The organism is Ruegeria sp. S84 (assembly GCF_056583445.1).
This window is the reverse complement of record NZ_JBWPVF010000001.1, coordinates 330,783-356,492: the sequence shown is the minus strand read 5'-3', so window position 1 is coordinate 356,492 and position 25,710 is coordinate 330,783. Positions and strand designations below refer to the sequence as shown.

Annotated in this window: 18 protein-coding genes and 1 pseudogene; 12 read left to right on the top strand and 7 right to left on the bottom strand. The window is 58.7% G+C overall.

All coding sequences use genetic code 11. From position 1 onward, the window contains the following. Positions 1-32 precede the first annotated feature (32 nt). From AC1DFB_RS20285 to AC1DFB_RS20275, 3 genes are all read left to right on the top strand, one after another. On the top strand, positions 33-977 hold the full coding sequence (locus tag AC1DFB_RS20285) for a substrate-binding domain-containing protein (RefSeq protein WP_480922685.1): 945 nt from the start codon (positions 33-35) through the stop codon (positions 975-977). Between the two features lie 839 nt (positions 978-1,816). After that, entirely contained in the window at positions 1,817-3,067 is a 1,251-nt protein-coding gene (locus AC1DFB_RS20280) for an aminotransferase class V-fold PLP-dependent enzyme (RefSeq protein ID WP_480922684.1), read from the top strand. 21 nt (positions 3,068-3,088) lie between these two features. Next, entirely contained in the window at positions 3,089-5,533 is a 2,445-nt protein-coding gene (locus AC1DFB_RS20275) for a GcvT family protein (protein WP_480922683.1), read from the top strand. Between the two features lie 16 nt (positions 5,534-5,549). On the opposite strand, the gene AC1DFB_RS20270 is transcribed toward AC1DFB_RS20275, so the two are convergent. Beyond that, the gene (locus AC1DFB_RS20270; RefSeq protein ID WP_170423129.1) at positions 5,550-6,437 is read right to left on the bottom strand and encodes a LysR substrate-binding domain-containing protein; all 888 of its coding nucleotides are present in this window, start codon (positions 6,435-6,437) and stop codon (positions 5,550-5,552) included. Between the two features lie 203 nt (positions 6,438-6,640). Here AC1DFB_RS20270 and AC1DFB_RS20265 point away from each other — a divergent pair, with 203 nt between their 5' ends. The 7 genes from AC1DFB_RS20265 to AC1DFB_RS20235 are packed head-to-tail and all read left to right on the top strand — an operon-like array spanning position 6,641 to position 15,412. Continuing rightward, complete coding sequence (locus tag AC1DFB_RS20265; protein ID WP_170596365.1) at positions 6,641-7,996, top strand: MmgE/PrpD family protein; 1,356 nt, start codon at positions 6,641-6,643, stop codon at positions 7,994-7,996. A gap of 16 nt (positions 7,997-8,012) precedes the next feature. Continuing rightward, positions 8,013-9,254: an FAD-dependent oxidoreductase gene (locus tag AC1DFB_RS20260; RefSeq protein WP_480922682.1), complete on the top strand. Its 1,242-nt coding sequence runs from the start codon at positions 8,013-8,015 to the stop codon at positions 9,252-9,254. A 1-nt stretch (position 9,255) separates the two neighbouring features. Beyond that, on the top strand, positions 9,256-9,519 hold the full coding sequence (locus AC1DFB_RS20255) for a sarcosine oxidase subunit delta (RefSeq protein ID WP_170407402.1): 264 nt from the start codon (positions 9,256-9,258) through the stop codon (positions 9,517-9,519). Then, on the top strand, positions 9,519-12,356 hold the full coding sequence (locus AC1DFB_RS20250) for a 2Fe-2S iron-sulfur cluster-binding protein (RefSeq protein ID WP_480760825.1): 2,838 nt from the start codon (positions 9,519-9,521) through the stop codon (positions 12,354-12,356). Before AC1DFB_RS20255 ends, AC1DFB_RS20250 begins: the two co-directional genes overlap by 1 nt. Further along, a complete protein-coding gene (locus AC1DFB_RS20245; RefSeq protein WP_480922681.1) occupies positions 12,356-12,907 on the top strand; it encodes a hypothetical protein in 552 nt (183 codons plus the stop codon). The genes AC1DFB_RS20250 and AC1DFB_RS20245 overlap by 1 nt, the downstream gene beginning before the upstream one ends. Then, a complete protein-coding gene (locus AC1DFB_RS20240) occupies positions 12,904-13,869 on the top strand; it encodes a D-2-hydroxyacid dehydrogenase (protein ID WP_480922680.1) in 966 nt (321 codons plus the stop codon). The genes AC1DFB_RS20245 and AC1DFB_RS20240 overlap by 4 nt, the downstream gene beginning before the upstream one ends. Positions 13,870-13,873: 4 nt before the next feature. After that, complete coding sequence (locus AC1DFB_RS20235) at positions 13,874-15,412, top strand: trimethylamine methyltransferase family protein (RefSeq protein ID WP_480922679.1); 1,539 nt, start codon at positions 13,874-13,876, stop codon at positions 15,410-15,412. Between the two features lie 42 nt (positions 15,413-15,454). Here the strand turns inward: AC1DFB_RS20235 and AC1DFB_RS20230 are convergent, their stop codons facing one another. From AC1DFB_RS20230 to AC1DFB_RS20210, 5 genes and pseudogenes are all read right to left on the bottom strand, one after another. Then, positions 15,455-16,195 carry a maleate cis-trans isomerase family protein gene (locus AC1DFB_RS20230; RefSeq protein ID WP_480922678.1) on the bottom strand — a complete coding sequence of 247 codons (741 nt, stop codon included), beginning with the start codon at positions 16,193-16,195 and terminating at the stop codon, positions 15,455-15,457. Beyond that, entirely contained in the window at positions 16,192-17,259 is a 1,068-nt protein-coding gene (locus AC1DFB_RS20225) for a pyridoxal phosphate-dependent aminotransferase (RefSeq protein WP_480922677.1), read from the bottom strand. Before AC1DFB_RS20225 ends, AC1DFB_RS20230 begins: the two co-directional genes overlap by 4 nt. Then, positions 17,256-18,911, bottom strand: a complete 1,656-nt coding sequence (locus AC1DFB_RS20220; RefSeq protein WP_480922676.1) for a hydantoinase B/oxoprolinase family protein — start codon at positions 18,909-18,911, stop codon at positions 17,256-17,258. The genes AC1DFB_RS20225 and AC1DFB_RS20220 overlap by 4 nt, the downstream gene beginning before the upstream one ends. After that, positions 18,908-21,004 (bottom strand): hydantoinase/oxoprolinase family protein, encoded by a 2,097-nt coding sequence (locus AC1DFB_RS20215; protein WP_480922675.1) that lies wholly within the window; start codon positions 21,002-21,004, stop codon positions 18,908-18,910. Before AC1DFB_RS20215 ends, AC1DFB_RS20220 begins: the two co-directional genes overlap by 4 nt. 248 nt (positions 21,005-21,252) lie before the next feature. Then, positions 21,253-21,604 (bottom strand): annotated as a pseudogene (locus tag AC1DFB_RS20210) (transposase); the annotation flags it as partial. Positions 21,605-21,830: 226 nt separating this feature from the next. Between AC1DFB_RS20210 and wecB the strand changes: the two are divergent. Next, the gene (gene wecB, locus AC1DFB_RS20205) at positions 21,831-22,904 is read left to right on the top strand and encodes a non-hydrolyzing UDP-N-acetylglucosamine 2-epimerase (protein ID WP_170407375.1); all 1,074 of its coding nucleotides are present in this window, start codon (positions 21,831-21,833) and stop codon (positions 22,902-22,904) included. On the opposite strand, the gene AC1DFB_RS20200 is transcribed toward wecB, so the two are convergent. After that, positions 22,901-24,403 (bottom strand): glycosyltransferase, encoded by a 1,503-nt coding sequence (locus tag AC1DFB_RS20200; protein WP_170407372.1) that lies wholly within the window; start codon positions 24,401-24,403, stop codon positions 22,901-22,903. The two genes, wecB and AC1DFB_RS20200, sit on opposite strands and share 4 nt — an antisense overlap. A 163-nt stretch (positions 24,404-24,566) precedes the next feature. Here AC1DFB_RS20200 and AC1DFB_RS20195 point away from each other — a divergent pair, with 163 nt between their 5' ends. After that, positions 24,567-25,520 (top strand): Gfo/Idh/MocA family protein, encoded by a 954-nt coding sequence (locus AC1DFB_RS20195; RefSeq protein WP_480922674.1) that lies wholly within the window; start codon positions 24,567-24,569, stop codon positions 25,518-25,520. The last annotated feature ends 190 nt before the right edge of the window (positions 25,521-25,710 follow it).

Below are 25,710 nucleotides of genomic sequence, written 5' to 3'. Positions count from 1 at the left end.
AAAGACCAAAACGACCAACTGGAGGAGAAAACATGTTATCACGTCGTTTCATTCTGGGTGCGCTGAGTGCAGCCACCCTGGCAGGACCCACCTCGATGGCGGCAGCCGAAGAGATCTACATCCCGCTGGTATCCAAAGGCTTCCAGCATCAGTTCTGGCAGGCCGTGAAGTCGGGTGCGGAGCAGGCGGCTGACGAATTTGATGTCACCATCACATTCGAAGGCCCGGACAATGAGACTATGGTGGACCGTCAGATCGACATGCTGGCTGCCGCTCTGGCCAACAACCCCAAAGCCATTGGTTTTGCCGCTCTGGATAGCCAAGCTGCAATCCCGCTTTTGAAGCAGGCCAACGAAAAGGGCATTCCGATCATTGCTTTCGACAGCGGCGTTGACAGCGACATTCCGCTTTCAACCGCGACAACGGACAACCTGGCGGCAGCAGGGTTGGCAGCAGACAAGATGGCTGAAAAAATCGGGGGCAAAGGGAAGGTTGCTGTTGTCGCCCATGACCAGACAAGCCGCACAGGTATTGATCGTCGCGACGGTTTCGTCAATCGCATGGCTGAGAAGTATCCGGATATCGAAGTTGTTACGGTTCAGTACGGCCAGGGCGACCACCTGAAATCGACCGAAGTCACCAAGGCGATCCTGACGGCTAACCCTGATCTAAATGGTATCTTTGGCACCAACGAAGGCTCTGCTATTGGTGTTGTAAACGGTGTTCAGGAGCTGGGCACCGAGGGTTTGGTGATCATCGGTTATGACAGTGGCAAGGCCCAGAAAGACGCAATCAAGAGCGGTCTAACGGCGGGTGCGATCACGCAAAACCCTGTGGGCATCGGCTATGAGACTGTGAAAGCAGCGGTTGCGGCTCTGAATGGGGAAGAGGTTCCAGGTCTGATCGACACAGGCTTCTACTACTACGATGCCTCGAATATTGACGACCCGAAGATCTCGGCCGTTCTGTACGACTAAAAGTACTTATTAACACTGTTCGGCCTGCCTTTTTGGTGGGCCGGACAACCAATGTTCATCGTTCAGGTGAATTATGTCAGTTTTTGCGGGGCAACGGCGTTTGGGTCGCAACACCGGTCTGTCGCTGCTCTGCGTATGTCCTTGGTGCGTCGATGATGGGTTTAAGCCTAATTAGCAGAAATTTTGGCAAATTGATTTAATACTCGAAGTCTGGACATAAGCTAACCTGTTGCAGACGATTAACTTTTCAGTTTTCAATCAGCAAGCTCTATACACCAATATGTTACAAGCTATTGACCATCGACGAAGGCGCCACCAGCGCGTGAGTGGTTCGCGGTATCGCCGCGTCGAAGGCAAGTTCGTGATCTCTTACAATGGCGATTAGTCAGGTCTGAAAGACGTGACGAAATCCCAAACTGCTGTAAACAAATGCATGAATCGCTATCAATCTAAATACCCCTGCCGATATGGGAATATCTGGAATGCAGGATGCATGCCCGCTTCTACGATGTCTGGTTTGTGATGGCGGTACAGGCTACGCCAATGAGGTTGGATCGTCACTCTCTCAACACCGTCCTGCAAAGCGATGTCTCTAGAACAACGCTCAGGTTACAAACCGTCGGCCTGACCAGCGGTTTCTCAACCAAGCGAAGGCATGCGTGAGGGTGTGATCGGGCCGACGAAATTGAAATTCGCGAACCATATCGTTCTTGTGGCTGAGTTCTCTTGGCTCGATGGTCTCAATTTCCACCCACAATGCCCCAAGTTTTTTTGTGAGTAGTTTTGCAAAAGGGCGCATATATCTTGCCAGAATGACATTTTCGCAGGAATGGTTCCCGATGACTAAGATCACTCCAGAATTGCTTGAACAAATCCGTGCCCGATTTGCGCAGGTCGACCACTGCCCGCAGCAGGGACCGCGTATTTTCTTTGAAAACGCGGGTGGCGCGCTGACGCTGAATTCGGTTGTGGGCACCTCGCAGGCTTATGCTGCGATCCCTGACAATCAGGGCCGCGACAACCCGGGAAGTCACGAACTGGTGCGGGTAATCAACAAGGCCAAAGAAGATATGGCCGTGTTCATGAACGCCCCCGGTGGCCAGTTCTTTGTCGGCGAAAGCGGGACCGAGCTGCTGTTTCGTTTGATAATGAACGCCTGTCTGGGCACAGGCACCGGTCGGGTGCTTGGCACAACGCTGGAACATCCCGCGACCCGAAGCGCTTGCGCGCGTTGGGCCGGGGTGGCCGGGCAAGATCATGTTCTGGTGGTCCATGACGACGCCACAGGCACCGTCACCGCAGATGCTTATGCGGCGCAGGTAACGCCGGACACAAAGGTTGCGACTATCGTGCACACCTCGCCGGTGACCGGTATGGGCGTGGATGTAGCGGCTGTGGCTGCCGCGATCCGCGCCGTTGCGCCCAATTGCTTCATCATAATCGACGGTATCCAGCACGCCGCGCATGGCCGGATCGACCTGACCGCCTATGATGTCGATGGCTATGTGATCTCGCCCTACAAGGTGTTCTCGCGCCATGGTTACGGGGTGGCCTGGATTTCTGACCGGCTGACCAAGCTGCCACATAACAGCTTGATCGACGGCCCCGCCGACAATTGGGAAATGGGGACGCGTGATACCGGCTCTTACGCTACAATGTCTGACGTAATCAGCTATTTCGAATGGCTGGGCGCACAGGTCAGCGACGCCACCGACCGGCGCGCAAAATTCGTCGCTGCCGGAGAGGCGATCCATGAGCAGGAAAAAGCGTTGACTGATGCGATGATCCGCGGAACCGGCAACCTGCCCGGGCTGGCCGAGATGGAGAAGGTGACCATTCTGGGCGGTGTCGATAACCCAGCACGCGAGGGACTGGTGTCACTGCAGGTCGAGGGCGTGCCGTCGGTCGATGTGGTCAAGCAACTGAACGAACAAGGCATCCGTACGCATTTGCGCAAGGCCGATCACTATTCGGGCAACATCCTCACACCGCTTGGCATGGACAGCTGCGTGCGTGTTTCGATGTGCCACTACAACAGCGTCGCCGAAGTGGCCCAGTTTCTGGGTGCAATGAAAACCATCGCCGCCTGAGGCATTTGAGAGGGGAAGCTCATGAAAACGCATGCGCAAGCGGTTGTAATCGGCGGCGGCCTAGCCGGCTGTTCAATTCTGTATCATCTCGCCAAGTTGGGTTGGACCGATGTGGTCCTGCTAGAGCGGGACGAACTGACCAGCGGCTCGACCTGGCACGCGGCGGCCAACATTCATGGGCTGCATGACAACAACAATATCACCCGCATCCAGCACTATACGATGAATCTGTATAAAGAGCTGGAACAGGAAACCGGTCAAAGCTGCGGCGTGTTCCAGCCCGGCTCGCTCTATTTGGCGCAAACCGAAGAACGCGAACATCAGCTGCGCCTGCAGGAAGCCAAGGCTAAATTCTATGGTTTGAATTTCCACGAGGTCAGTCGCGAGAAGGCCAAGGAACTGCACCCGCTGGCGCAGTTCGACGATATCCGCTGCATCATGTATGAACCCGATGGCGGCAATGTGGATCCCTCGGGCGTGCCCCACGCCTATGCTGCCGGTGCCCGCGCCATGGGAGCAACCATAGAACGGTTCTGTCCGGTGCTAGGTACGGATCAGCAACCCGACGGGTCTTGGATCGTGCGTACCACAAAGGGCGATATTCACACGCAATGGGTGGTGAATGCCGCTGGTCTTTGGGGCCGCGAAGTTGCGGCGCTGGCGGGGCTGACTCTGCCGTTGCAACCGACCGAGCACCAGTATTTCGTGACTGAATCCATCGAAGAAGTTGCCAATCTGGGCCGTCGCCTTCCGTCAATTGCAGACCGGGATGGCGAGTACTATTTCCGTCAGGAAGGCAACGGATTGCTCATCGGGGCCTATGAGAAGGACATGAAGTTCTGGGCCGAGGACGGTACGCCGCTGGACTTTGCCCATGACCTGTTCCCCGACGATTTGGATCGGATCATGGAAAACGTGATCCGCGCTACCGAACGTGTGCCAGTTGCCGCCACCGCAGGGGTCAAACGGGTGATCAACGGGCCGATGATCTGGTCTCCGGACTCCAGCGCCTTGTGGGGTCCGGTGCCCGAACTGAAGAACTATTTCCTCTGCGGCGGACTGATCCCGGGTTTCTCGCAATCGGGTGGTTTGGGCCTGCTGGCGGCGCAGTGGATGATCGAGGGCGAGCCGCAATACGACATGTTTGCATGGGATCTGGCCCGCTTCGGCGACTGGGCCGACAAAAAATTCACCAAGGCACGGGTTGAGGACCAGTATACCCACCGTTTTGCCATCCACTTCCCGAACGAGGAGCGTAGTGCAGGTCGCCCCGCCCGAGTCCGCCCTGCCTATGAAATGCAGAAAGACATGGGCTGTGTCTTTGGTCTGAACTGCGGCTGGGAGCATCCCCTATGGTTCGCCGATCAGCCCGGCGTGCAGGAAACCAACGGCTTCACACGCCAGAACTGGTGGGAGCCGGTGGGACGTGAGGTACAGATGCTGCGGGAGAATGTGGGCGTCATCGACATATCGAATTTTGCGAACTACATCATCAAAGGACCCGGTGCGCAAGATTGGCTGGATCGCTTGGTCGCCAACCGCGTACCCACCGTGATCGGGCGGTCTTGCCTGACGCCGCTGATCTCTGTCCGTGGCGGCGTGGCTGGAGATTTCACCATAACTAAGGTGGCCGATGACGAATACATGATGATCGGATCGGGCATGGCCGAGCGCTATCATCAACGCTTTTTCAACATGATCGACCTGCCAAAGGACACAACCTTCGAAGTCGCCACCGACCGCATAGCAGGGTTCAACGTCGCCGGTCCGAAAGCGCGTGACCTGCTGCAGCGGCTGACCAATGCAGACCTGTCGAACGAGGCGTTCCGCTTTATGCGCTCGGCCACAATCGAGGTTGCAGGTGTCACCTGCCTGGCCATCCGCGTCAGCTTTACCGGCGATCTAGGGTGGGAGTTGCACTGCGCCGAAGAAGATCAGACCCGCCTGTACGCTGCGCTGCTGGATGCGGCCAAGCTGCTGGATGGCGGCCCCGTTGGCGGCCGTGCGCTGGGGTCGTTGCGGATCGAAAAAGGTTATGGCTCTTGGGGCCGTGAGTATTCGCAGGAATACTGGCCGCAAGAGGTCGGGCTGGCGGGCCTCATCAAGCTAGACAAGGATTTCCTGCACAAGGATGCGTATCTGTCGGTCAAGGACAACGCCGCACGCGAAATGCTGTCAATCTTCGAGGTCGAAGTCTCCGAGGATGCCGACGCTACCGGCGGTGAGCCGATTTTTACCCCGGATGGTACCCCGGTTGGCCGCGTGACATCCGGTGCATACGGCTATTCGGTCGGCAAATCGCTAGCGCTTGGCTATATAAACCCTGAGGTCGCACAACCTGGTGATACGGTCGAAGTGTTCATCCTTGGCAAGCCCCATAAAGCGAAAATCCTGTCCGAGCCTCCTTTTGACCCGGATGGAAACCGCCTGCGTGATGTTAAACCGGCACTGGAAGGGGCTGCCTGAGCAGCCCCGTTGCAGGTCAGCGGTTCATGCTGGCAGCGGCGTTTAGCAGCCAGTCCTGAAACAGCCTGACCGACGGTGAAACGGGTTTTTCCTTGAGACGCACGAAATAGGCCCAGGGGCTGTCCAAATCGAATTCGAACGGTTCGATCAGCAGCCCCCGGTCCACATAAGACCCGGCCAAAGAGCGGGGTAGAGCGACGCAGCCCAACGACTTCGCCGCCATCTCCATTGCCAGATTTGAAGCGTTGGTCCGCAGCCCTTCCTTCTGGTTCAGGTCTGCCAGATCAAAATGACGTGCGACCCGTTCCCAATAAGCTGGACGACCCAGAATATGGATCAGAGGTGCCTCTTGCAGTTGTGCCGGATCGGTTAGCTGCGCGCCATTGACTGTGAATTCGGGTGCACACACGACCGCAAGCTTTTCGGCCCACAGCTGCCGCGCGCCCACCGTCACATCGTCAATATGATTGACCGTTATCGAAATGTCCGAGACGTTCGGCTCGACATCAATCCAGACGGTGCCGTGTACCGTCAGGTCGATATCCGGGTGCTGGTCGCTAAAGCCCCGGATTACGTCCGGTAGCCAATTCTCGGCCAGGCTGACCGGGCAAGACACGACGACTTTGCGGGTGTGTGACCGCTGGATGACCGATTGTGTGGCCACGTCAATCTCATGCAGAGCATGCCGCACTGAAGGCAGATACGCCTCGCCCACGTCGGTCAGCGACAATGACCGGGCATGGCGCACGAACAGAGGCCGCTGCAAAAACTCTTCGAGCGAACGCACATGGTTGCTGACGGCCGATTGGGTGCAGTTCAGCTCATCTGCCGCGCTGGTAAAGCTGAGGTACCGGGCGGCGGCCTCGAAGGAGCGCAGGAAGATCAGGTGGGGCAGGTTCATCATGGCGACATATTCCTGGGCGGGCGGATGGGTGGTGCGCCGGGAATCCTGTTTCGCGGCGGGAATTGATCTGGTTCATATGCTACAATGGGACGGAGCCAAAGCTACAAATTTTCCGGGGCCATTGCCCTCGTATTGTTTTCGTGCTGCGATGGGCAAACACACTTAGGTTTTGGCCGAACCCGAAACCTCATCTGTAGGGCATCGTGACCAACACATTTCAAACTATCGCAAAGTTTGCGCTAAATCGAAGGGTGCAGGATTTCCCCGACAGCGCGCTCGAAGCGGCAGCACTGATGCTGCTGGACACGCTGGGGATCACCATCGGGTCCGGACCGATGCAGGCCGGTCAGATCGCGCGTGACAGCGCTATGGCGCTTTACGGTGCGGGCGATCCGGGCCTCAGCGCACGGATGCTGTTCGATGGCCGCAAGGTTAGCGTTGCCGGAGCGGCTTATGCCGCTGCGACTCAGACCGATAATCTGGATGGCCATGACGGCTATAACCCCACCAAGGGCCATATCGGTGTTGCCGTTGTGCCGGCTCTGGCGGCTTTGGCGGAAACGGTCGCGGATTTTTCCGGCCCCGAGGCGTTGGCGACCGTAACTATTGGATACGAAATCGCCGGGCGCGCCGGGATTTCGTTGCATGACACAGTCAGCGACTACCACACTTCCGGCGCATGGAACGCGTTGGGAGTTGTGGCCGTTGCCGCCCGTCTGCGCGGGCTGAGCGCAGAACGGATGCGGCAGGCCATGGGCATCGCCGAATATCACGGGCCTCGCAGTCAAATGATGCGCGAGATTGCCAACCCCACCATGCTGCATGACGGCTCGGGCTGGGGCGCGCTGGTGGGTGTATCCTCGGCAGTGCTGGCCGAGAAGGGATTTACCGGCGCGCCGGCGATCACCATAGAGGCGGATGAGGTCGCGCATCACTGGCGGGATCTGGGCAGCTTCTGGCAGATGGAACATCAATATGTGAAGCCCTATCCGATCTGTCGTTGGGCCCATGCAGCGATCGACGCCACCAGGGCGCTGATGCGTGAATATGGCCTGTCTCATCAGGACATTGCCGCGATTCAGGTGAACACTTTCCACGAAAGTGCCTGCCTGTTTCAGGGTATGCCGGATGACACTTCGAAGGCGCAGTATTCGCTGCCCTTCGCGGTGGCGACGATGGTGGCGCACGGCCGTATCGGGGTCGAGCATATCACCGGCGCGGGCCTCTCCGATCCGCTGGTCGCGGCGATTGTCGACCGTATCTCGGTGGCCGAGACCGCGCGCCATTCCGACCGCTTTCCTCAAAGCCGCGTTGCTGATGTCGTCATGACCCTGACGGATGGGCGGGAACTGGCGTCGGGCGACGTCCACGCGCGCGGCGGGCCCGAGGCACCCATGGACCGTGACGAAGTGATTGCCAAGTTCATGGAGTTCGCCACACCACCGCTGGGGGTCAGCCGTGCCGCCGCCATACGCGACGCGGTTCTGGGGTTGCAGTCGCCGGACGCCAAATTCTCGGATCTCGGCGCGCTGATTTATGACGCCGCTGACAACCGCTGAAATCAGGACAACAAAAATGCCGCTAAGGCTGCTGAAATACGGGCTATCCGCCGATTACCCTGTCACCGGAGACATTCCGGCCACGCCAGAGCTTAAATCCAGTTACGATGTGGTCATCGTAGGTGGTGGCGGCCACGGACTGGCCTGTGCCCACTACCTATCAAAGTATCACGGCATCACCAATGTGGCTGTGCTGGAAAAGGGTTATCTGGCGGGCGGCAACACCGCGCGGAACACCACTACCATCCGCTCGAACTACATCACCAAAGAGGGCATCGCGTTCTACAAGGAAGGTGTGCAGCTTTACGGGAAGATGAGCGAAGAGCTGGATTTCAACGTCATGTTCAGCCAGCGCGGTCAACTGACGCTGGCCCATACCGAGGCGACGCTACGCTCGTTCCATCTGCGGGCCGAGATGGGTAAACACGCGGGCACCCGGATCGAGGTAGTTGATGCGCAGACGGTCAAGGACCTGTCCCCGCATCTGAATATGGATGAGGGCGGGCCGCTGGAAATCATCGGCGGTTTGTGGCACGCCGATGGAGGCACTGCGCGGCATGATGCGGTGGCCTGGGGCTATGCAGCGCAAGCCAGTAGGCGCGGGGTGGAAATTCATCAACGTACCGAGGTTGAAGGGTTCGACACTGCCGGTGGCAAGATCACAAAAGTGCGCACCAATCGCGGTGATATCAGTGCCGGGCAGGTGATGATTGCTGTCGGGGGCATGAACTACGACATGGCGATGAAAGCCGGGGTAGAATTGCCGATCCGTTGCTATCCGTTGCAGGCGATGGTTACGCAGCCGCTGAAACCGTGGCTGCACACGCTGGTCAGCTCGGTCAGCCTGCACACCTATCTGGTGCAGTCTTCGCGAGGCGAGATCGTGATCGGCGGTGGCTCGGACCCTTATCAGCTGTATTCCACCCGCTCGACACTGGACATGAAAGAACATCTGGCCGAAGGCGCGGTACATTTGTTCCCGTTCCTGCACGGGGTGCGTCTGCTGCGACAATGGGCCGGGATTACCGACATGACGCCCGATTACTCACCCATCATGGGTGCCAGCCCATTGTCCAACCTATGGCTAGATTGCGGTTGGGGCACTTGGGGGTTCAAAGCCACTCCGGTGGCGGGCAAATACATGGCGCAGTCCATCGCCAACCAGAAGGTCGCGCCGATACTCGAACCCTTCACAATGGAGCGTTTCGCCACTTTTGATCTGCTCAATGAAATGGGCGCAACTGCCGCGAGCCACTGACATGAAGATCCTGATCTGCCCGATGAACGGGCCCCGCAACATCAATGAATTCCAGAGCTTCGGCCCCCTGCGCGCCAACCCCGACCCGGATGCAACCAGCGATCAGGACTGGGCGCGTCACCTGTTCCGCGCCGACAATTCACGCGGAACGCTGGTGGAATGGTGGCGGCACGTGCCCTCGAACTATTTCTTTCTGGCGGAGCGCAACGCCACCACGAACGAGGTGATCCGCACTTTTGACCCCTCAGAGCTGGAGCAAAGGTGATGGCCCGACTTCCCGCACCCTGGGGCAACAGGATCAACCGAGATGCGCCGGTATCGTTCAGCTTTGAAGGGCAGGCGTTTCAGGGATACGAAGGTGATGTGATCGCCTCGGCTTTGGCCGGGCAGGGGAAGTGGATGCTGTCGCGCTCGTTCAAATACCACCGACCGCGCGGTGCGATGTCGATGGCGGGCACCGAGGCCGATACGCTGGTGCAACTGCCCTCGGACCCGAACGTGCAGGCCGACCGGCATCCGATTTCGGCAGGGCTGCAAGTTACGGCGCAGAACGTCAACGGATCACTGGCGCGAGACCGCGACGCATTCATGGACAAGCTGGGGCGATTTATGCCGGTGGGGTTCTATTATCGCACCTTCATGGGTCCGACGCGCAATAGCTGGTTGAAACTGTGGGAGCCGCTGATCCGCAAGAAGGCTGGGCTGGGCGTTCTGGATATCAACGCCCCGCATGAAGACTACGAAAAGGCCAACCTGTTTTGTGACCTGCTGGTCGTCGGCGCGGGGCTGGCCGGGTTGACCGCCGCCATCGAAGCCGCCGAAGCCGGAGCTGACGTCATTCTGGCCGAGCAGGAGCCGGTCTTGGGCGGTGCGCTGACCTATGGCCGCGATGCCAACAGGCTGTCCGACCTACTGGCGAAAGTGCAAAGTCTGCCGAACTTCCGCATCATGACCGGTACAGTGGTGAACGGCTGGTTCGAGGACAACTGGCTGCCGCTGATCCGGGGCAACAAGCTGTTCAAGACGCGCGCGCGCGAGGTTCTGCTGGCCACCGGCTGCATCGAACAGCCCACGATCTTCCGAAACAATGACCTGCCGGGCATCTTGCTGGGCACTGGTGCGCAACGGCTTATGCGGCACTATGGTGTGAAACCGGGCAAGCGCGCGGTGGTACTGGCCGCCAATCTCGACGGTTATCGGGTGGCGCAGGATCTGTTGGACGCAGGCGTAGAACTGGCGGCGGTGGTTGATCCGCGCCCCGGCGGCAGCGGCGGCGAGCTTGGCCAGCAACTGTCAACAAGGGGGACGCGTGTCATTCACGGCACCGTGGGCGAGGCGCGTGGCAAGACCCATGTCGCCGGTGTAAAGGTCGGCGGCGACTGGCTGGATTGCGATCTGTTGGTGATTTCGGTCGGCTATGCGCCAATGTGGCAACTGCCCTGTCATGCTGGCGCGAAACTTGGGTACAATGAAACGGCGGCGCGGTTTTCCCTGTCTCTGCCAGACGCTCCGCTGGGCATTGCCGGGGGTGTTGCCGGGGTCTTTGCGCCTGATGCGGTGGTGGCCGATGCGCAACGCGCGGCACAGACGGCGTTGACTCGTCTGGGGCTGCCAACCCGCGACATCGCGCAGGTCGAAGATGTCGAGGCTGCGTTGACGAATTTCGAACCGGCAATCGCCGGGCATCCCAAGGGCAAGGATTTTGTCGACCGGGACGAGGATATTCAGATCAAGGACCTGCAAAACGCGGTTAAGGAAGGCTATCGCGAGCTGGAGCTGATCAAGCGCTTTACCACAGTTGGTATGGGGCCGTCACAAGGGCGGCACTCGGCGCTGGCCACCGCCCGGGTGGTGGCCAAGGCGACCGACCGCACCATCGGGCAGATCGGCGTGACTACCGCCCGTCCGCCCTTTGGCCCCGAAACGCTGGGCGTGCTGTCTGGTCATCATCACCCGGCAGAGAGGCGCACCGCGCTGCATCACGAACATATCCGGTTGGGGGCGGACATGCGCCCGGTCGGAGCGTGGTGGCGGCCTTATTTCTACGGCCCCAAACAAGACGCCAAGCGCCTTATCGAAGAAGAGGTGCATGCGGTGCGCAATGGGGTCGGCGTGCTGGATGTTTCAACTCTGGGCGGGCTCGAGGTGCGTGGCCCGGATGCGGGCGAATTCCTCAACCGCATTTACACCATGGCCTACAAAAAGCAGCCTGTGGGCCGTTGCCGGTACTGCCTGATGACAAACGAAATGGGCACGGTGATCGACGATGGCGTGGCGTATCGGCTGGCCGAGGATCTGTTCTATGTCACCGCCACCACCGGGGCCGTGGCGCGGGTTTATTCGGATATGTTGTTCTGGAATGCGCAGTGGCGGTTGGATGTGGATGTGCTGAACGTCACCTCGGCCTTCTCGGGCTTCAACATTACCGGTCCCAAGGCGCGCTCCGTGGTCGAAGCGCTGGACAGCGACATCGATTTCTCGCGCGATGGATTTGCCTATCTCGACGGGCGTAGCGGCATGGTGGCCGGGGTGCCGGTGCGCGCCATGCGGATTGGGTTCACCGGCGAGTTGAGCTACGAGCTGCACTGCCCCACCAGCTATGCCAACACCCTGTGGGATGCGGTGATAGCGGCGGGTCACGCGCACGAGTTGCGCCCTTACGGGCTGGAAGCCAGCCGGATTCTGCGGTTGGAGAAAGGCCATATCCTGATTGGTCAGGACACCGACGCGCTGACCTCGCCGGATGAGCTGGGGTTCGAATGGGCGATCTCGAAGACCAAGCCGTTTTTTGTGGGCAAGCGCTCAACCGAGATGCGCCGAAACAAAGGCCTGCCGCGCATGCTGGTTGGGCTGACATTCGACGGGCCAGATGTACCGGGGGAAAGCTGTCTGGTACTGAGGAATGATGTACCGGTGGGGCATGTGACCTCGGTCCTGTGGTCGCCGACGCTGAACATCCATATCGCGCTGGCATATGTGCATGGTGATGACGCTACGCAAGGATCGCAGGTCAAAGTGAAGTGCCGCAATGGCAAGCGCGTCGTAACAACTGTGCGCGGCCACACCTTTTTTGATCCTGAAAACAAACGGCAGGAGGTGTGATGATGCGAACCTATCCGCTTGATCCAAAGGGCGCTGCTGAAGGCACACCACTGGTTTCCGGGCAGATTATCGTGCAGGACCTGACCCACACGCCGCGTTTTGGCCTCAAGGGCCGAGGCACCGTGGCGTTTTTGCAATCGCGGGGCCTGAAGGTGCCAGACGTCAACGAAACCGCCGATGGCCTTATGCGTCTGGGTCAGGAAGAGGTGGTGGTACTGGATGCGCCTGCCGACCTGTATGCCCGGTGGCAGGTCGCCGCCACGCCAAAGGGCTATTATTCCTGGCGCGAGGAAACCTGGGCCATGATGCACCTGACCGGCCCGCGCCTGTTCGATCTGCTGGCCAAGACTTGCCCGGTCGACCTGTCGCCCGGTGCCTTTCCAGTGGGAAAGATCGCCCAGACCCGCGTGGGCTATGTCGAGGCAATCACATGGCGCAACGACCGCAAAGGTGTAGGGTTCGATGTCCTTTTTGACATCGCCGCCACTGCTTTTTTCGCCAACGCGGTAGCCATTGCTAGCGCCGAGTTCCAACCGGAGGTACCCGCATGAAATACCCCACCGTGATCTTGCACACCGATAACCCCGACGCTGCCCGTGCGGTTCTTGCTGAGGGTCATCCCGATCTGCCGATCCACACCTGCGACAGCTACGAGGCGCTCACGGGTTTGATCGAGGATACAGGGGCCGAAGTTGTCTATTCCGTTCGCTTTGCGGGCACCCCCGGCTTTCCACGCGCAGCACTGGTCGAGAACCCGCAAATCAAATGGGCTTCGGTCGGCGGCTCGGGCACCGATCACCTGAACCCTTGGAACCCTGATGAGGTAACGGTGACAAATGCCGCCGGGGTCGCCGCCGATATGATGGCACAATATGCGCTGGGGGCGATGCTGCATTTCACGCTGGATTTCCCGGGCTTTCGTGCCGCGCAGGCGCGGCGGGACTGGATCGGCGGCAAAGTCGAGCCCATCGACAGCAAGACGGTGCTGATCATCGGCCTTGGCAAAACAGGAGAGGCTGTTGCGGCACGATCCAAAGCTATGGGGCTGAACACAATCGGTGTACGGGCCCGCCCGAAACCGACCCCCAACGTGGACGAGGTACACGGGATGGAGGCTTTGCCTGATCTCTGGCCACGCGCTGACTTTATCGTCGTTTGCGTACCACTGCTGGACAGCACGCTCGGTCTGGTCGGGGCGGAGGCTTTTGCCGCCATGAAACCGACGACGGTGATAATCGACGTCTCGCGAGGTGGGGTAATTGACGAAGCACCTCTACTGGCCGCGCTGGAACAGAACCGGATCAGAGGCGCGGCGCTGGACGTGTTCGTTACCGAACCGCTGCCTCAGGGGCACAGGTTCTGGGAACTGGACAACGTGATCGTCACACCGCACTGCAGCTCGGTCTATGACGGCTGGGATCTGAAATCGGTCCGCATGTTTTCCGAGAACCTGATGCGCTATCGCAAGGGCGAGGTGCTGAACAACATCGTAAATCCACAACGGGGATACTAGGTCAATGGCACGAGACAGAAGCAGCGGCGGGCGACGCGGCAAATCCGGGCGCGCGGCGGCGGGGATCGAACAGCTGCCCTGGCAACAGGTGCGCAACAGCTATCCGCCGTTCGAGCTGTTGAACCCCGAACAGATGGATCAGCTGCATACAACCTCGATGCGCATTCTGGCCGAGGCCGGTATCCGGGTGATGGGCGACAATGTTATGGACATTTTCGAACGCGCGGGGGCCATCGTAGACCGCGACACCAAGACCATCCGAATGGACGAAACCATTGTCGCAGAAGCGTTAAAAACGGTGCCCTCGGAATTTACGCTGACCTCTCGCAACCGCGCGAAACAGATTACGCTGGGCGGCGATCATGTGAATTTTGGTTTGGTTGCCGGGCCGCCGAACGTACATGACTGTATCAATGGCCGCCGTCAGGGTAATTACGATGACTATTGCAACTTCATCCGGTTGGCGCATCACTTCAACGCTATCCATCTGATCGGCAATCAGGTGATGGCCCCGATCGAAATGCCCGCCAACAACCGCCATCTGGACACCTACAACGCCAACCTGAGCTATAGCGACCTGAGCTTTCATTGCACCGCTATCGGGCGCGGGCGGGCGATGGATGGCATCAACATGATGGCGATTTCGCGCGGTCAGAAACCTGAGGACATGCGCGGCGATCCGGGGGTGATCACAATCATTTCGGTGAACTCTCCACGCCTGTTCGACGATGCCATGGGTGACGGCCTGATCGCGATGGCCGAGTATGGTCAACCGGTGACCGTCACGCCGTTCACTCTGATGGGGGCAATGACACCGGTCACGCTTCCTGCCGCGCTGGCGCAACAGAACGCCGAGGCGCTGTTCGGTGTGGTTCTGACGCAGTTGGTCAGCCCGGGAGCGCCTGTCATGTATGGCTCGTTCACCTCGAATGTGGACATGAAATCCGGGGCTCCGGCCTTTGGCACACCGGAAAATGCCAAGGCGAATATTGTCGGCGGGCAGCTGGCGCGGCGCTATGGTATTCCGTACCGGACATCGAACGCAAATGCATCCAACGTGGTGGATTTGCAGGCGGCATACGAAACGATGATGGCCACATGGGGCGCGGTTCTGGGAAGGGCCAATATCGTCTATCATGCCGCCGGCTGGCTTGAGGGCGGGCTGACCGCATCTTACGAGAAATTCGTTATGGATATCGAGATCATCCAGAACATGATGGAATTCCTCAAACCGATGAAATTTAACACGGATGAGCTGGGCCTGGACACCATCAAATCGGTGCCCACTGGCGGCCATTTCTTTGGCGTCGATCACACGATGGAACGCTATGAAACCGCGTTCTACAAACCGATGCTGTCCGACTGGCAGAACTATGAAAACTGGGAGGCGGCCGGAGCCAAGGACGCCCTGCAACGCGCCACCGAGGTTTGGCAGCAGGCGCTACGCGAGTATCAGATGCCCGAGATGGACCCCTCCGTGCGTGAGGAGCTGGATGCCTATATCGCCAAACGCAAGGAAGAGATCGGCAGCGGCGAACCCTGATGGAATATCGGGGCAGGGGGGTCGACCGCTGCCCCGGTTCGTTTACAGAAGATCGAACAACCGGCCCGGCAGCGCCTCGTGGCGTGGCAGACCCAGCGCCCGCATCATGCAGAACATCATCGCCTGATTTGAGGTCACTACCGGCTTGTCCAGCGTGTCCTCGATCTGCTCGATGGCCTCGACTGCGCGCATGTCGGTGCAGCTGAGCACGACGGCTTGCGCGTTCGGGTGGTCTGCCTCACAGGCGAGGTCGTAAACCTCGTCCGGGGTCAGCTCTCCCTGTCCGTAATTGCCCAGCTCGCGGCCAACATCGGCGCAACGCACGGTTTCGATGTCGTTTGCGGCCATGAAATCCATCGCCTGCGTGTTGATCTCGCCCAGATAGGGCGAGGAAAAGCCCACTTTCGTCACCCCAAGCGCCTGAATGGCAGCGATCAGCGATCCGGCTGCAGTCAGCGATTGCGCCCCCGATCCGGCCTTGATCTGCTGCGCCAGATCGGCGTCGAAAGACGGCCCATGGGTCAGCGTGGCCGAGGTGCAGCCGTACAGCACCACATCTGGCCGCACGCCCGAAATCATCCGCAAATCGTGGCTGATGTCCGAGGCCCCAAGCCCCGCCATCTGGTCAGAACCGGGGATTTCATCGACATCATAACCACCCATGCGCTGGAAATGCACGGTGGTGTTCGGGCAGCGCATCAAGGCCATATCGGCCTCGAGGTTGGTGTTGGTGAAGGGCACCAGAACGCCGATCTTGGCCCGGGTACGCGTTTCGTGGCTCATGACGTTACCTTTCTCAGAACGGCCAGACAGCGATCCATTACCGGCGTGTCGCAGATCGTGGCGCGCAGGCAGTCGGACAGACCATAGCCGCCCATACCGCGCATCAGCAGTTTCTCGAACCGTAGCGCGGCATCGGCCTGTTGCGCCTGCTCGGTCGAGGCAAAGTGGATCAGCACGAAATTGGTGTAGCTGTCCGGCACGATCAGCCCCAGATCGCGGCAGTCCTGCGCGAACCGATCGCGAATGGTTGCCGTTTTCGCGACCACGTCCCGCATATGCGCCTGATCGCGCATCGCCGCCGCTGCCGCAGCCTGCGAGGCAATCGAGATGTTGTTGGGGTTCAACAGCTTGCGAAGCTCTCTGGCGATGTCGGTGGGGAAACAGCCCCACCCGGCGCGTGCGCCGGCCAGCCCGTAAGCCTTGGAGAAGGTGCGCGTGATAACGGTATCTCCCCGGTCCGCCAGCCCGAAAACCTCAGTCGGATCGTTGGCGGCATCGGCGAATTCGGCATAGGCCTGATCGACCACCAGCAGCACGTCGCCGGGTAGCGCGTTGCGCAGGCGCAGGATCTCGGAATTCGGGATCAGGGTGCCGGTGGGATTGCCCGGATTACAGACGAACACGATACGGGTCGCCGGGGTGACGGCGGCCAGAAGCGCATCGACCGAGACGGTCAGATCGACCTCGGGCGCGGCCACGTATTCGGCCTGCGCCTGTGCCGTGGCCGAAGCGACGAAGGCATAACCATATTGCGTGCCCAGCACCTGATCGCCCGGCCCGGCAAAGGCGCGGATCAGGCAGCCGATCAGCTCCATCGACCCCGCGCCGCACAGCACCCGCGCCGGGTCGAGGCTGTGAACCCCGGCAATGGCCGCGCGCATGTCGGGCCATTCGGGATCGGGGTAGAGCGTCAGATCAGCCAGCGCTGCCTGCCCGGCCGCCACGGCGGACGGACTGGCCGGAAAGGCGCTTTCGTTCTGCGCCAGCGAGATGGTGCCTTCACCACCCAGATCGGCCAGCGCATAGGCACCCATGGCGCCGACATGAGAAACCGGACGGATCATGCGTCACCTCCGTAGGCTTTGGCGCCCTCGGCGCTGATCAGACCGCGTTTGAGGTCCAGTGCCAGCGCGTCGGGGTCGCGGTCTGCCGGGTCGCCGAAACCGCCGCCGCCCGGGGTGTCGAAGATCAGGTAATCGCCACCTTCGACCCGCAGCTCTCCCTTGCCGGGAATGTCGCTGTCGCCATCACGGAACCGGATGCGCCCCGGCGCGCCGGGCTGACCGCCCATGCGGCCCAGGGCGGGGAATTTCAGCCGCTCGACCGACAGGAACACGATGAAGGGCGCGCCGTTGGCCGATGTCATCTCGATCCGCTGCCCAAGCCCGCCGCGATACTTGCCCGCGCCACCGGAATCCGCGCGCAGCTCGCGTCGCCAGATGGTCACCGGCGCGACGCTTTCGGTGATCTCCACCTGCGAACCGAACACGCCCGAGGGGTAGGCGGTGGCTGACAGACCATCCGCATGCGGCCGTGCACCGGTGCCGCCATTATGTACCGGTTCCACTGCGAATTCGCGCCCACCGTCGCGGGCCACCTCGGGGGCGTGGCGCATGGGCAGGTCGAACATGCAGCTTGCGCCCTCGGCGGGCACTGCATCAGGCAGTGCCTGATGCAGACAGCCCAGCACCAGATCGGGTGTCACCTGACCCAGCGTGTGCCGCATCGCGACCGGCACTGGGCGCTGTGCGTTAAGGATGCAGCCCTTGGGGCCGTCGACGGTGAACGGCTCCAGCGATCCGGCATTGTTGGGGATGTCCGAGCCGACGATGCAGCGCAGCGCGAACACCGTATAGGCGGTGGCATAGTTCAGCGGCACGTTGATGCCCTTGCGCGAACAGCCCGAGGTGCCGGTGAAATCCACATGCATCCCCGATTTACTGACGGTCAGCGCGGCGTGCAGTTCCAGCTCATTCTCATAGCCGTCCACTTTCAGGACGTTTTTGTAGATACCTTCGGGCACCTCGGCGATGGCCTCAAGCGTGCCACGGCGCGAAGTGTCGATGATATAGGACCCCAGCGCATCCAGATCGGTCAGGCCGAACTCTTCCATCATCGAAACCAGCCGGTTCACCCCGGCCTCGCAACAGGCGATCAGGGCATAGATGTCACCCTCGTTGGCGATGGGCTCGCGGCTGTTGGCGCGGATGATGTCCAGCAGCAGCGCGTTTGGGGTGCCTTCCTCGACCAGTTTGCAGGGCGGAATCAGCAGCCCCTCGTCATAGATGTCGGAGCCTTCGGGGCCCATGCCCAGACCACCCAGATCAACTAGATGCGAGGTGCACGAGGTAAAGCCCACCACCTTGCCATCCTTGAACGCGGGCATCATCAACAGGAAGTCGTTCAGATGCCCCGAGGCCAGCCACGGATCGTTGGTCATGTAGATATCGCCCGGTTTCATGGTCTGAACCGGGAAGGCGGCGCGCAGATGCTGCACCGCTTCGGCCATGGTGTTGATATGGCCCGGCGTGCCGGTTACCGCCTGTGCCAGCATCCGGCCGTTGACGTCGAAGATCCCGGCGGAGATATCGCCGCATTCGCGCACGATGGGCGAAAAGGCGGCGCGGATCAGGGTTTGGCCTTGTTCTTCGACCACTGCCAGCAAACGGTTCCACATCACTTGTAGGCGGGCGGGGGAAAGATCGGTCGCCATCATGCGCCTCCTTTCTGGTCCTGAACCAGGACGAGGTTTCCTATGGCGTCCACATGGGCCGAGAAATCAGTCGAGACCAGCGTGGTGGTCTGCGGCTCGTGGATCAGCGCCGGGCCGCGCACATGGTCGCCGGACTTCAGATCGGCCCGCGCCACGAAGGCGGCCTGTTTCAGCGCGCCGTCCACATCGCAGGTAATCGGGCGAGTGTCGGGTGCGGTGAAGGTCGTCAATGCAGGTGTAGCGGGCACTGGTGGCACGGCGCTGTCAAGGGTCGCGACGCGCACCGCCCAGTTGAGAATCTCAATCTGCATCCCCGGCACCGGGCGTGAGAACTGCTTGCGATATTCTTCCTCAAAGGCGGTGGTCAGCGGTGCAATATCGTCTGCCGTCAGATGCCGGTCGGGCAGAGTGATCTCGATCTCGTGACCCTGACCGTTGTAGCGCATGAAGGCGGTGCGCTGTGTTTCGGTCGGGGCATCGCCCGCGCCCTGGGCAACCACGCCTTTGGCTTCGGAAATCATTGCGTCGAACATCGCGTTGATCTCATCCATGTCCATGCTGTCCAACAGCGAATAGCGCGAGCGGACGATTTCGAACGAAACGGGTGCGAACAGGAAGCCCACGGCAGACCCCACGCCCGGATTGGGCGGGATTACAATGCGGCTGACCCCGGCGGATCGTGCCACCCGGCTGGCATGCAACGGCCCGTTGCCGCCAAAGGCAATCATCGTGCGCGGTCCAAGATCCTTGCCCGATTCCACCGCGTGCATCCGGCCCGCGCTGGCCATGCTTTCGTCGACGATGCGGCTGACGCCGTCGGCTGAGCCAACGGCATCGAGATCTAGTTTCGACCCGATCACCCAGCTCAGCGACTGTTTGGAGCCTTCGGGGTCCAGCTTGATATGCCCCTCGGCAAATGTGTCGGGCACGATGTAGCCCAGCGTAATGTCGCTGTCTGTCACAGTGGGCTCGGTGCCGCCGCGCATGAAGGCCACGGGTCCGGGTTCAGACCCCGCCGATTTCGGACCCACGGTCAGGCGTCCCAACCGATCCACCCCGGCGATGGAGCCACCGCCCGCGCCGATCTCGATCATCTCGATCACCGGGATGCGCACTGGCATGCCCGAGCCCTTTATGAACCGCGCGGCGCGGGCGATCTCGAACTGGCGCGAGGTCTGCGGGCGGGCCTTGTCGATCAGGCACAGCTTAGCGGTGGTGCCGCCAACGTCAAAGGACAGCACCTGATCCAGCCCGGTGCGGGCGGCGATGCGGGCGGCCAGAATGGCCCCTCCGGCGGGGCCGGATTCCACCAGCCGGATCGGAAAACGCGCTGCGGTGCGCACGGTGCACATGCCGCCGCCCGCCGTCATCATCAGGATCGGACAGGTCACGCCCTCGGCTTCGAACCGGTCGACGAAACGGGCCAGATAGGTCTGCATCAGCGGCTGGATATAAGCATTGGCGACGGTGGTGCACAGCCGGTCGAACTCGCGCGCCTCGGGGCTGACCTCGGACGAGATCGAGACGGTCAGATCGGGCCGCTTCTCAGCCAGCACATCGCGTAGGCGGCGTTCATGGGCGGGGTTGGCATAAGCGTGCATCAGGCAGATCGCTATGGCCTCTGCGCCGCTCGCGTCGATATCGGCCAGCAGTGCGTCGATGGCCGAGTCTTCGAGCTCGATCAATACCTGACCACCCGCCGACATGCGTTCGCGCACGGTCAGAGCACGCTCGCGCGGCACCAGCAGGTCAGGCTTCTCGAGGTTGATATCGTATTGCGAATAACGCCGCTCATACGCGATTTCCAGGATGTCGCGAAAGCCTTCGGTGGTCACCGTCGCCACCACCGCGCCGCGACGTTCGATCAGCGCATTGGTCGCCAGGGTGGTGCCGTGGATAAAGCCGGTCACCTGATCCAGCGTCCGGCCCGATTGCTGCATTACTCGCGCGGCCCCTTCCATGGCGCCGTCGGCAGGGTTCTGATGGGTGGTCAGGGTCTTGGTGGAGGCCAGGATTGTCTCTTCGCCAGAGACAAGGACCGTATCGGTGAAGGTGCCGCCAATATCGATGGCCAGGCGCAGCGTTTGAGTTGTCATGAGGTCTTCCGAAATTTCTGTAATCGCAGCGTAAAGCAAAAGGCCCGAGGCCCTGCTTTATGCAAGGATCACAAGATCACAGCCGGTTGCGCGGCGGTCCGTAGGATTCGGAATGTCAGTCTGTGTCATGGGCGAAATGTGCAGTTTCAAGATAGCGGCAGCAAGCTGGATTGCGACAGAAAGGCCTGCAAGCGACATCTATCGGCGTAGCAGGCCCGAAATCTGCCGAAACGGGCCGTCAGGCGGCCAGCGTGTGATTTGGTGTTCATGCCGCCCTTGGTTCGACCAATCAGACGATCACGCCCCCTTTTTGGCAACCACTATGGTCGCGCTACAGTGTGATTTCAGATAGTTCGCGTCGATCATTACGACCTTTTACGCGTCGTATTCCGCAGCGTGCCCAGCCATCATCCGCGCGAAAAACCTTTCTTGCTCCAGCACTTCCATCTGCTGTAGAGACTCCTTTGCGGATCATAGGTGACAGGAGCATCACGCCAGCGCAAATCATTCGATTGAATAAGATTATTTCGCTCAACACACGCCTGTCGTCGACCCCGGGTTTTCCAGGCGACTTTGGCAAGAAGGGTTTGGACGGGCCATCTGCGCGTCAGCAAGCCCTTAAAAGATCACTCATGTCAAAACTCCGTTTTCCGAGACGTGAGGCATGCGGTGTGATCTAGATCAATAGGTCCGGGTGCGAGCGTGATAGCAGCTAAAGCCAAGCTAATCTGAATCTGCTTGAGCGAGAAAGTCACGAGATATCACGTGGAATTTATACTGGCCGTGTGTTAGCGCGGTTTTAGGCAATTATTTATTTGGAGCTACCGTGAAAATCGCAGTTGTAGTTGGCGCGCGCCCTCAGTTTATTAAATTGGCTCCGGTGAGCAGAGCACTTCGTTCCATGCCGGGTGTAACAGAGCTGCTGATTCACACAGGACAGCACTATGACGATTCGATGTCTAAGATTTTTTTCGACGAACTAGAAATTGCAAAACCCGACATCAACCTATCGGTGAACTCAGGCAGTCATGGTGCCATGACAGGACTGATGATGCAGAAACTTGAACCCGTCATTCAAGAACATGAACCAGATGCGCTCCTTGTTTTTGGAGATACGAATTCAACATTGGCGGGTGCATTGGTCGCCTCAAAACTTCATATCCCGGTGGCGCACGTAGAGGCCGGGCTGCGCTCATTTAATCGAAAGATGCCCGAAGAAACGAACCGAGTTCTAACGGATCACATCTCCGACCTTCTGTTCACGACTTCCAGCGACGCTGTGGAAAATCTGCGAAGAGAAAGCATTTCGGAGAGCAAAATTTTTGAAGTCGGTGACGTGATGTTCGACGCAGCACTACACTTTGGTGAAAAGGCCAAGCAGAAATCAACAATTTTGGCTGACATTGGGGTAGACGCAAACGGATTCATACTTGCGACGATCCATAGAGCTGAAAATACGGATTCGCCAGAAACGTTAATAAACATTGTTGATGGTCTGGAGGCGGTTGCGAAACAACATCCGGTTGTCTTGCCATTGCATCCACGTACTGCCGCAAGGATAAAAGGAATCGGTCTTAAATTCGAACATGTCCAAACGATAGACCCAGTCGGTTACTTGGATATGGTCGCTCTAGAAAGCAATGCGGTGCTGGTTGCTACGGACTCTGGCGGAGTGCAGAAAGAAGCGTATTTCTACGGCGTCCCTTGCGTAACTCTTAGAACGGAAACAGAATGGGTTGAGCTTGTTGAAAGCGGCTGGAATCGTATCGTTTCGCCCATAGAAGGGGATATCGAGGATGGTATCCTCAGTGCGATAGGGACTAGCGGAAATCAGATAGAAATCTATGGTGATGGAACCGCTTCGCAACAAATCGCACAGATACTAGCCGCGCGAGTTTAAATACCTTCATAGAGCGCCGCCAACTTCTTGGCTTGCGCAGGCCAGCTGTAAGTCTCCCAAAGCTTCCTTCTGTTGGCGGCGCTTAACGTAAAGCGTTCGGGATGATCCAAGACATCCCGAATAGCTTCAGCAATGCTCAGAGGATCTGTTTCGTCCATTGCTCGTCCGAAACCGAGAGACTCTGCAAACCGACGCATCTCTGGAAGATCTGAAACACAAATTGGTACGCCAGCAAATGCTGCCTCAAAAAGCTTGTTGGGCATTGCGTAGCGGTGATTGAGCGATACGTCCTGAAACGGGCATATAGCGAGGTCTGCTGTACTAATTGCGACTGGTACATCTGGAGCTGCCACAGGTGGAAGCAAGGTAACGCGATCATCCACACCTAGGTCATGAGCGACACTCATGAACCACTTGTCGTTTCGGAGGTGCCGTGGGCCCATCGAAGCTAACTTGACTTCGGGAAGATGAACCAAAGCCTCAAGAACTTTATCTAACCCACGATGTGACATTTGAATGCCACCAGTAAAAATAATCAAGGGCGCCCCGTCAGCAACGTTTGCCTGAGCACGGATAGAAAGCTGATCCAACGCCTTTTCTTTACGACTATCCATGTAATCAACATCTATCTCTGGAGCATTGAGGATAAGTGTCGGACTATCTTTGAAGCGTTTGGCATACAAATCTGCGATGGACGACGATACGGTGATCATATAATCGACGAAGGGGAGACAATCGTCTTCTAGGTTTTCTGCAAAGTTCGATCCATCAGTTGGATTCTTCGTCGCCCGCGCTGGTTCGTATTCATGTGCGTCGTATACAAGCTTCGCCCCAAACTGTTTTGCAAGCACAACGCCTGCCGGGAGACAATAGATGTCATGAGCATGAATGACGTCCGGGGTATCATCAAATCTGAGGTTGCAGAGGTTTTCAGCGAATAAGAGAGAGTTTAGTTGATAGAGTTTGAAGAACCCTTCCCTGACCTCTCTGGCGTCAGAACTAAACAGCTTCAGATCTCTCCGGGCGTCACCAATTCCGGATGTCAGCTTAATCTTCCAGAGAAGCCGTTTGTGAGCAAACTTACGTTTCCGTCGTTCTCGGCCACTGTAGTTTTTGTAGTACATCGGGTCGAGCTTCAGAACTTCTTCATCTGACAGAAACTCTCGAAACTTGGATTTGAGTCTATTCAATCTCGCTGCAGACTTAATATAGGGCAGAACGCGCTTATCTACTTCATCCGAAACACGATCCACAAAAAAGAAACGCTTTAGCATGTCGCTGGTAATATGTTCGGAAGATTGCCAATTGAATCGCGTGATCCGAATGCCATCGATGCTGTCTTCTTGAGGCATGCCCCCTGGCCAGTCGCAGAAGATATGTACGTTATGGCCCGCTGCTTGAAGCGCGCGCGCTTCTTTAAGAACGCGCGCATCCGCCGTTATCTCGTGGTAGGTAAGACAGAAAACGGTTTTTTGAGATTTGGGGCGGGTGTCTGACATCGGTCGAAGATCAATCTAGCTCTGACAATTCCGAACCGCTCTAACAGAGGTTGATGGGGGTTTCCAGCGTGATTGGCGATGCTTGAAATGCCTGCGTCTATTGACTTCCCAAAGAAATTCTTGGAAGCGCTGTAGCACAATTTGAGCACTTGGGACGCACCGAATGAGCAACTTCGCACTAATAGGAACCGCAGGATACATCGCGCCGCGCCACATGAAGGCGATAACGGATACCGGAAACACGTTGTTGGCTGCTCTGGACACAAGTGACTCCGTTGGGATTATCGATAGCCACTTCCCCGATGCACATTTTTTCACAGAGTTTGAGCGTTTTGATCGCTATGTTGACATGTTACGTCGTAGCGAAGCGGGCAAAATTGATTATGTCTCGATCTGCTCGCCGAATTACCTCCACGACAGCCACATGCGGTTTGCCCTTCGTTCAGGCGCCGATGCGATCTGTGAGAAGCCGCTGGTGTTGAACCCAGAGGATATCGATGGCCTGGAAGCGATCGAACAGACGACCGGACAGACCGTAAACACGATCCTGCAGTTGCGCGTACATCCCTCGATCATTGCTCTGAGGGACAAGATTCGAAACAGCCCCAAGGATACCAAGTACGAGGTCGATCTGACTTACATCACGTCCCGTGGACGTTGGTATCTGGAGAGCTGGAAAGGGGATGTCCGCAAATCTGGCGGTATTGCCACCAACATCGGCGTGCATTTCTTTGACATGCTGCACTTCCTCTTCGGAGACCTTCAGGCGAACCATGTGCATCTCAATGCCCCGACCAAGGCAGCGGGCTATCTTGAGTTTGAACACGCCCGGTGCCGTTGGTTCTTGTCGCTGGACGTAAATGACGTTCCGGCAGAGGCGCGAGAAACCGGAGCCAGAACCTATCGCTCCATCACTATTGATGGGGAAGAGATCGAATTCTCGGGCGGATTTGCCGACTTGCACACGCGAAGCTACGAAGAGATTCTGAACGGGAACGGGTTTGGATTGAATGAAAACCGGCCTGCAATTGCGATGGTCAGCCATATCCGCAATGCCTCGATCGAAGCAAGCAAAGGTGAGCAGCATCCGAAGCTGATGAGCAGCACGGTACTCTGATCAAACGGATCGTCTGCATGTTGTCCAACCACCCATGACGTTTTGGGCACTGGGCAATACAGGGAAACGGTCCGCCCAGTTATTAGTACTGCGGTAATCCGTGCCAAACAGACCCGTTGTATTAGGTCTTTGCCGACGAATAAACATAGTCGAGCGGTGCCGGATTATGTATGGGAAACTGCAGAGGTAC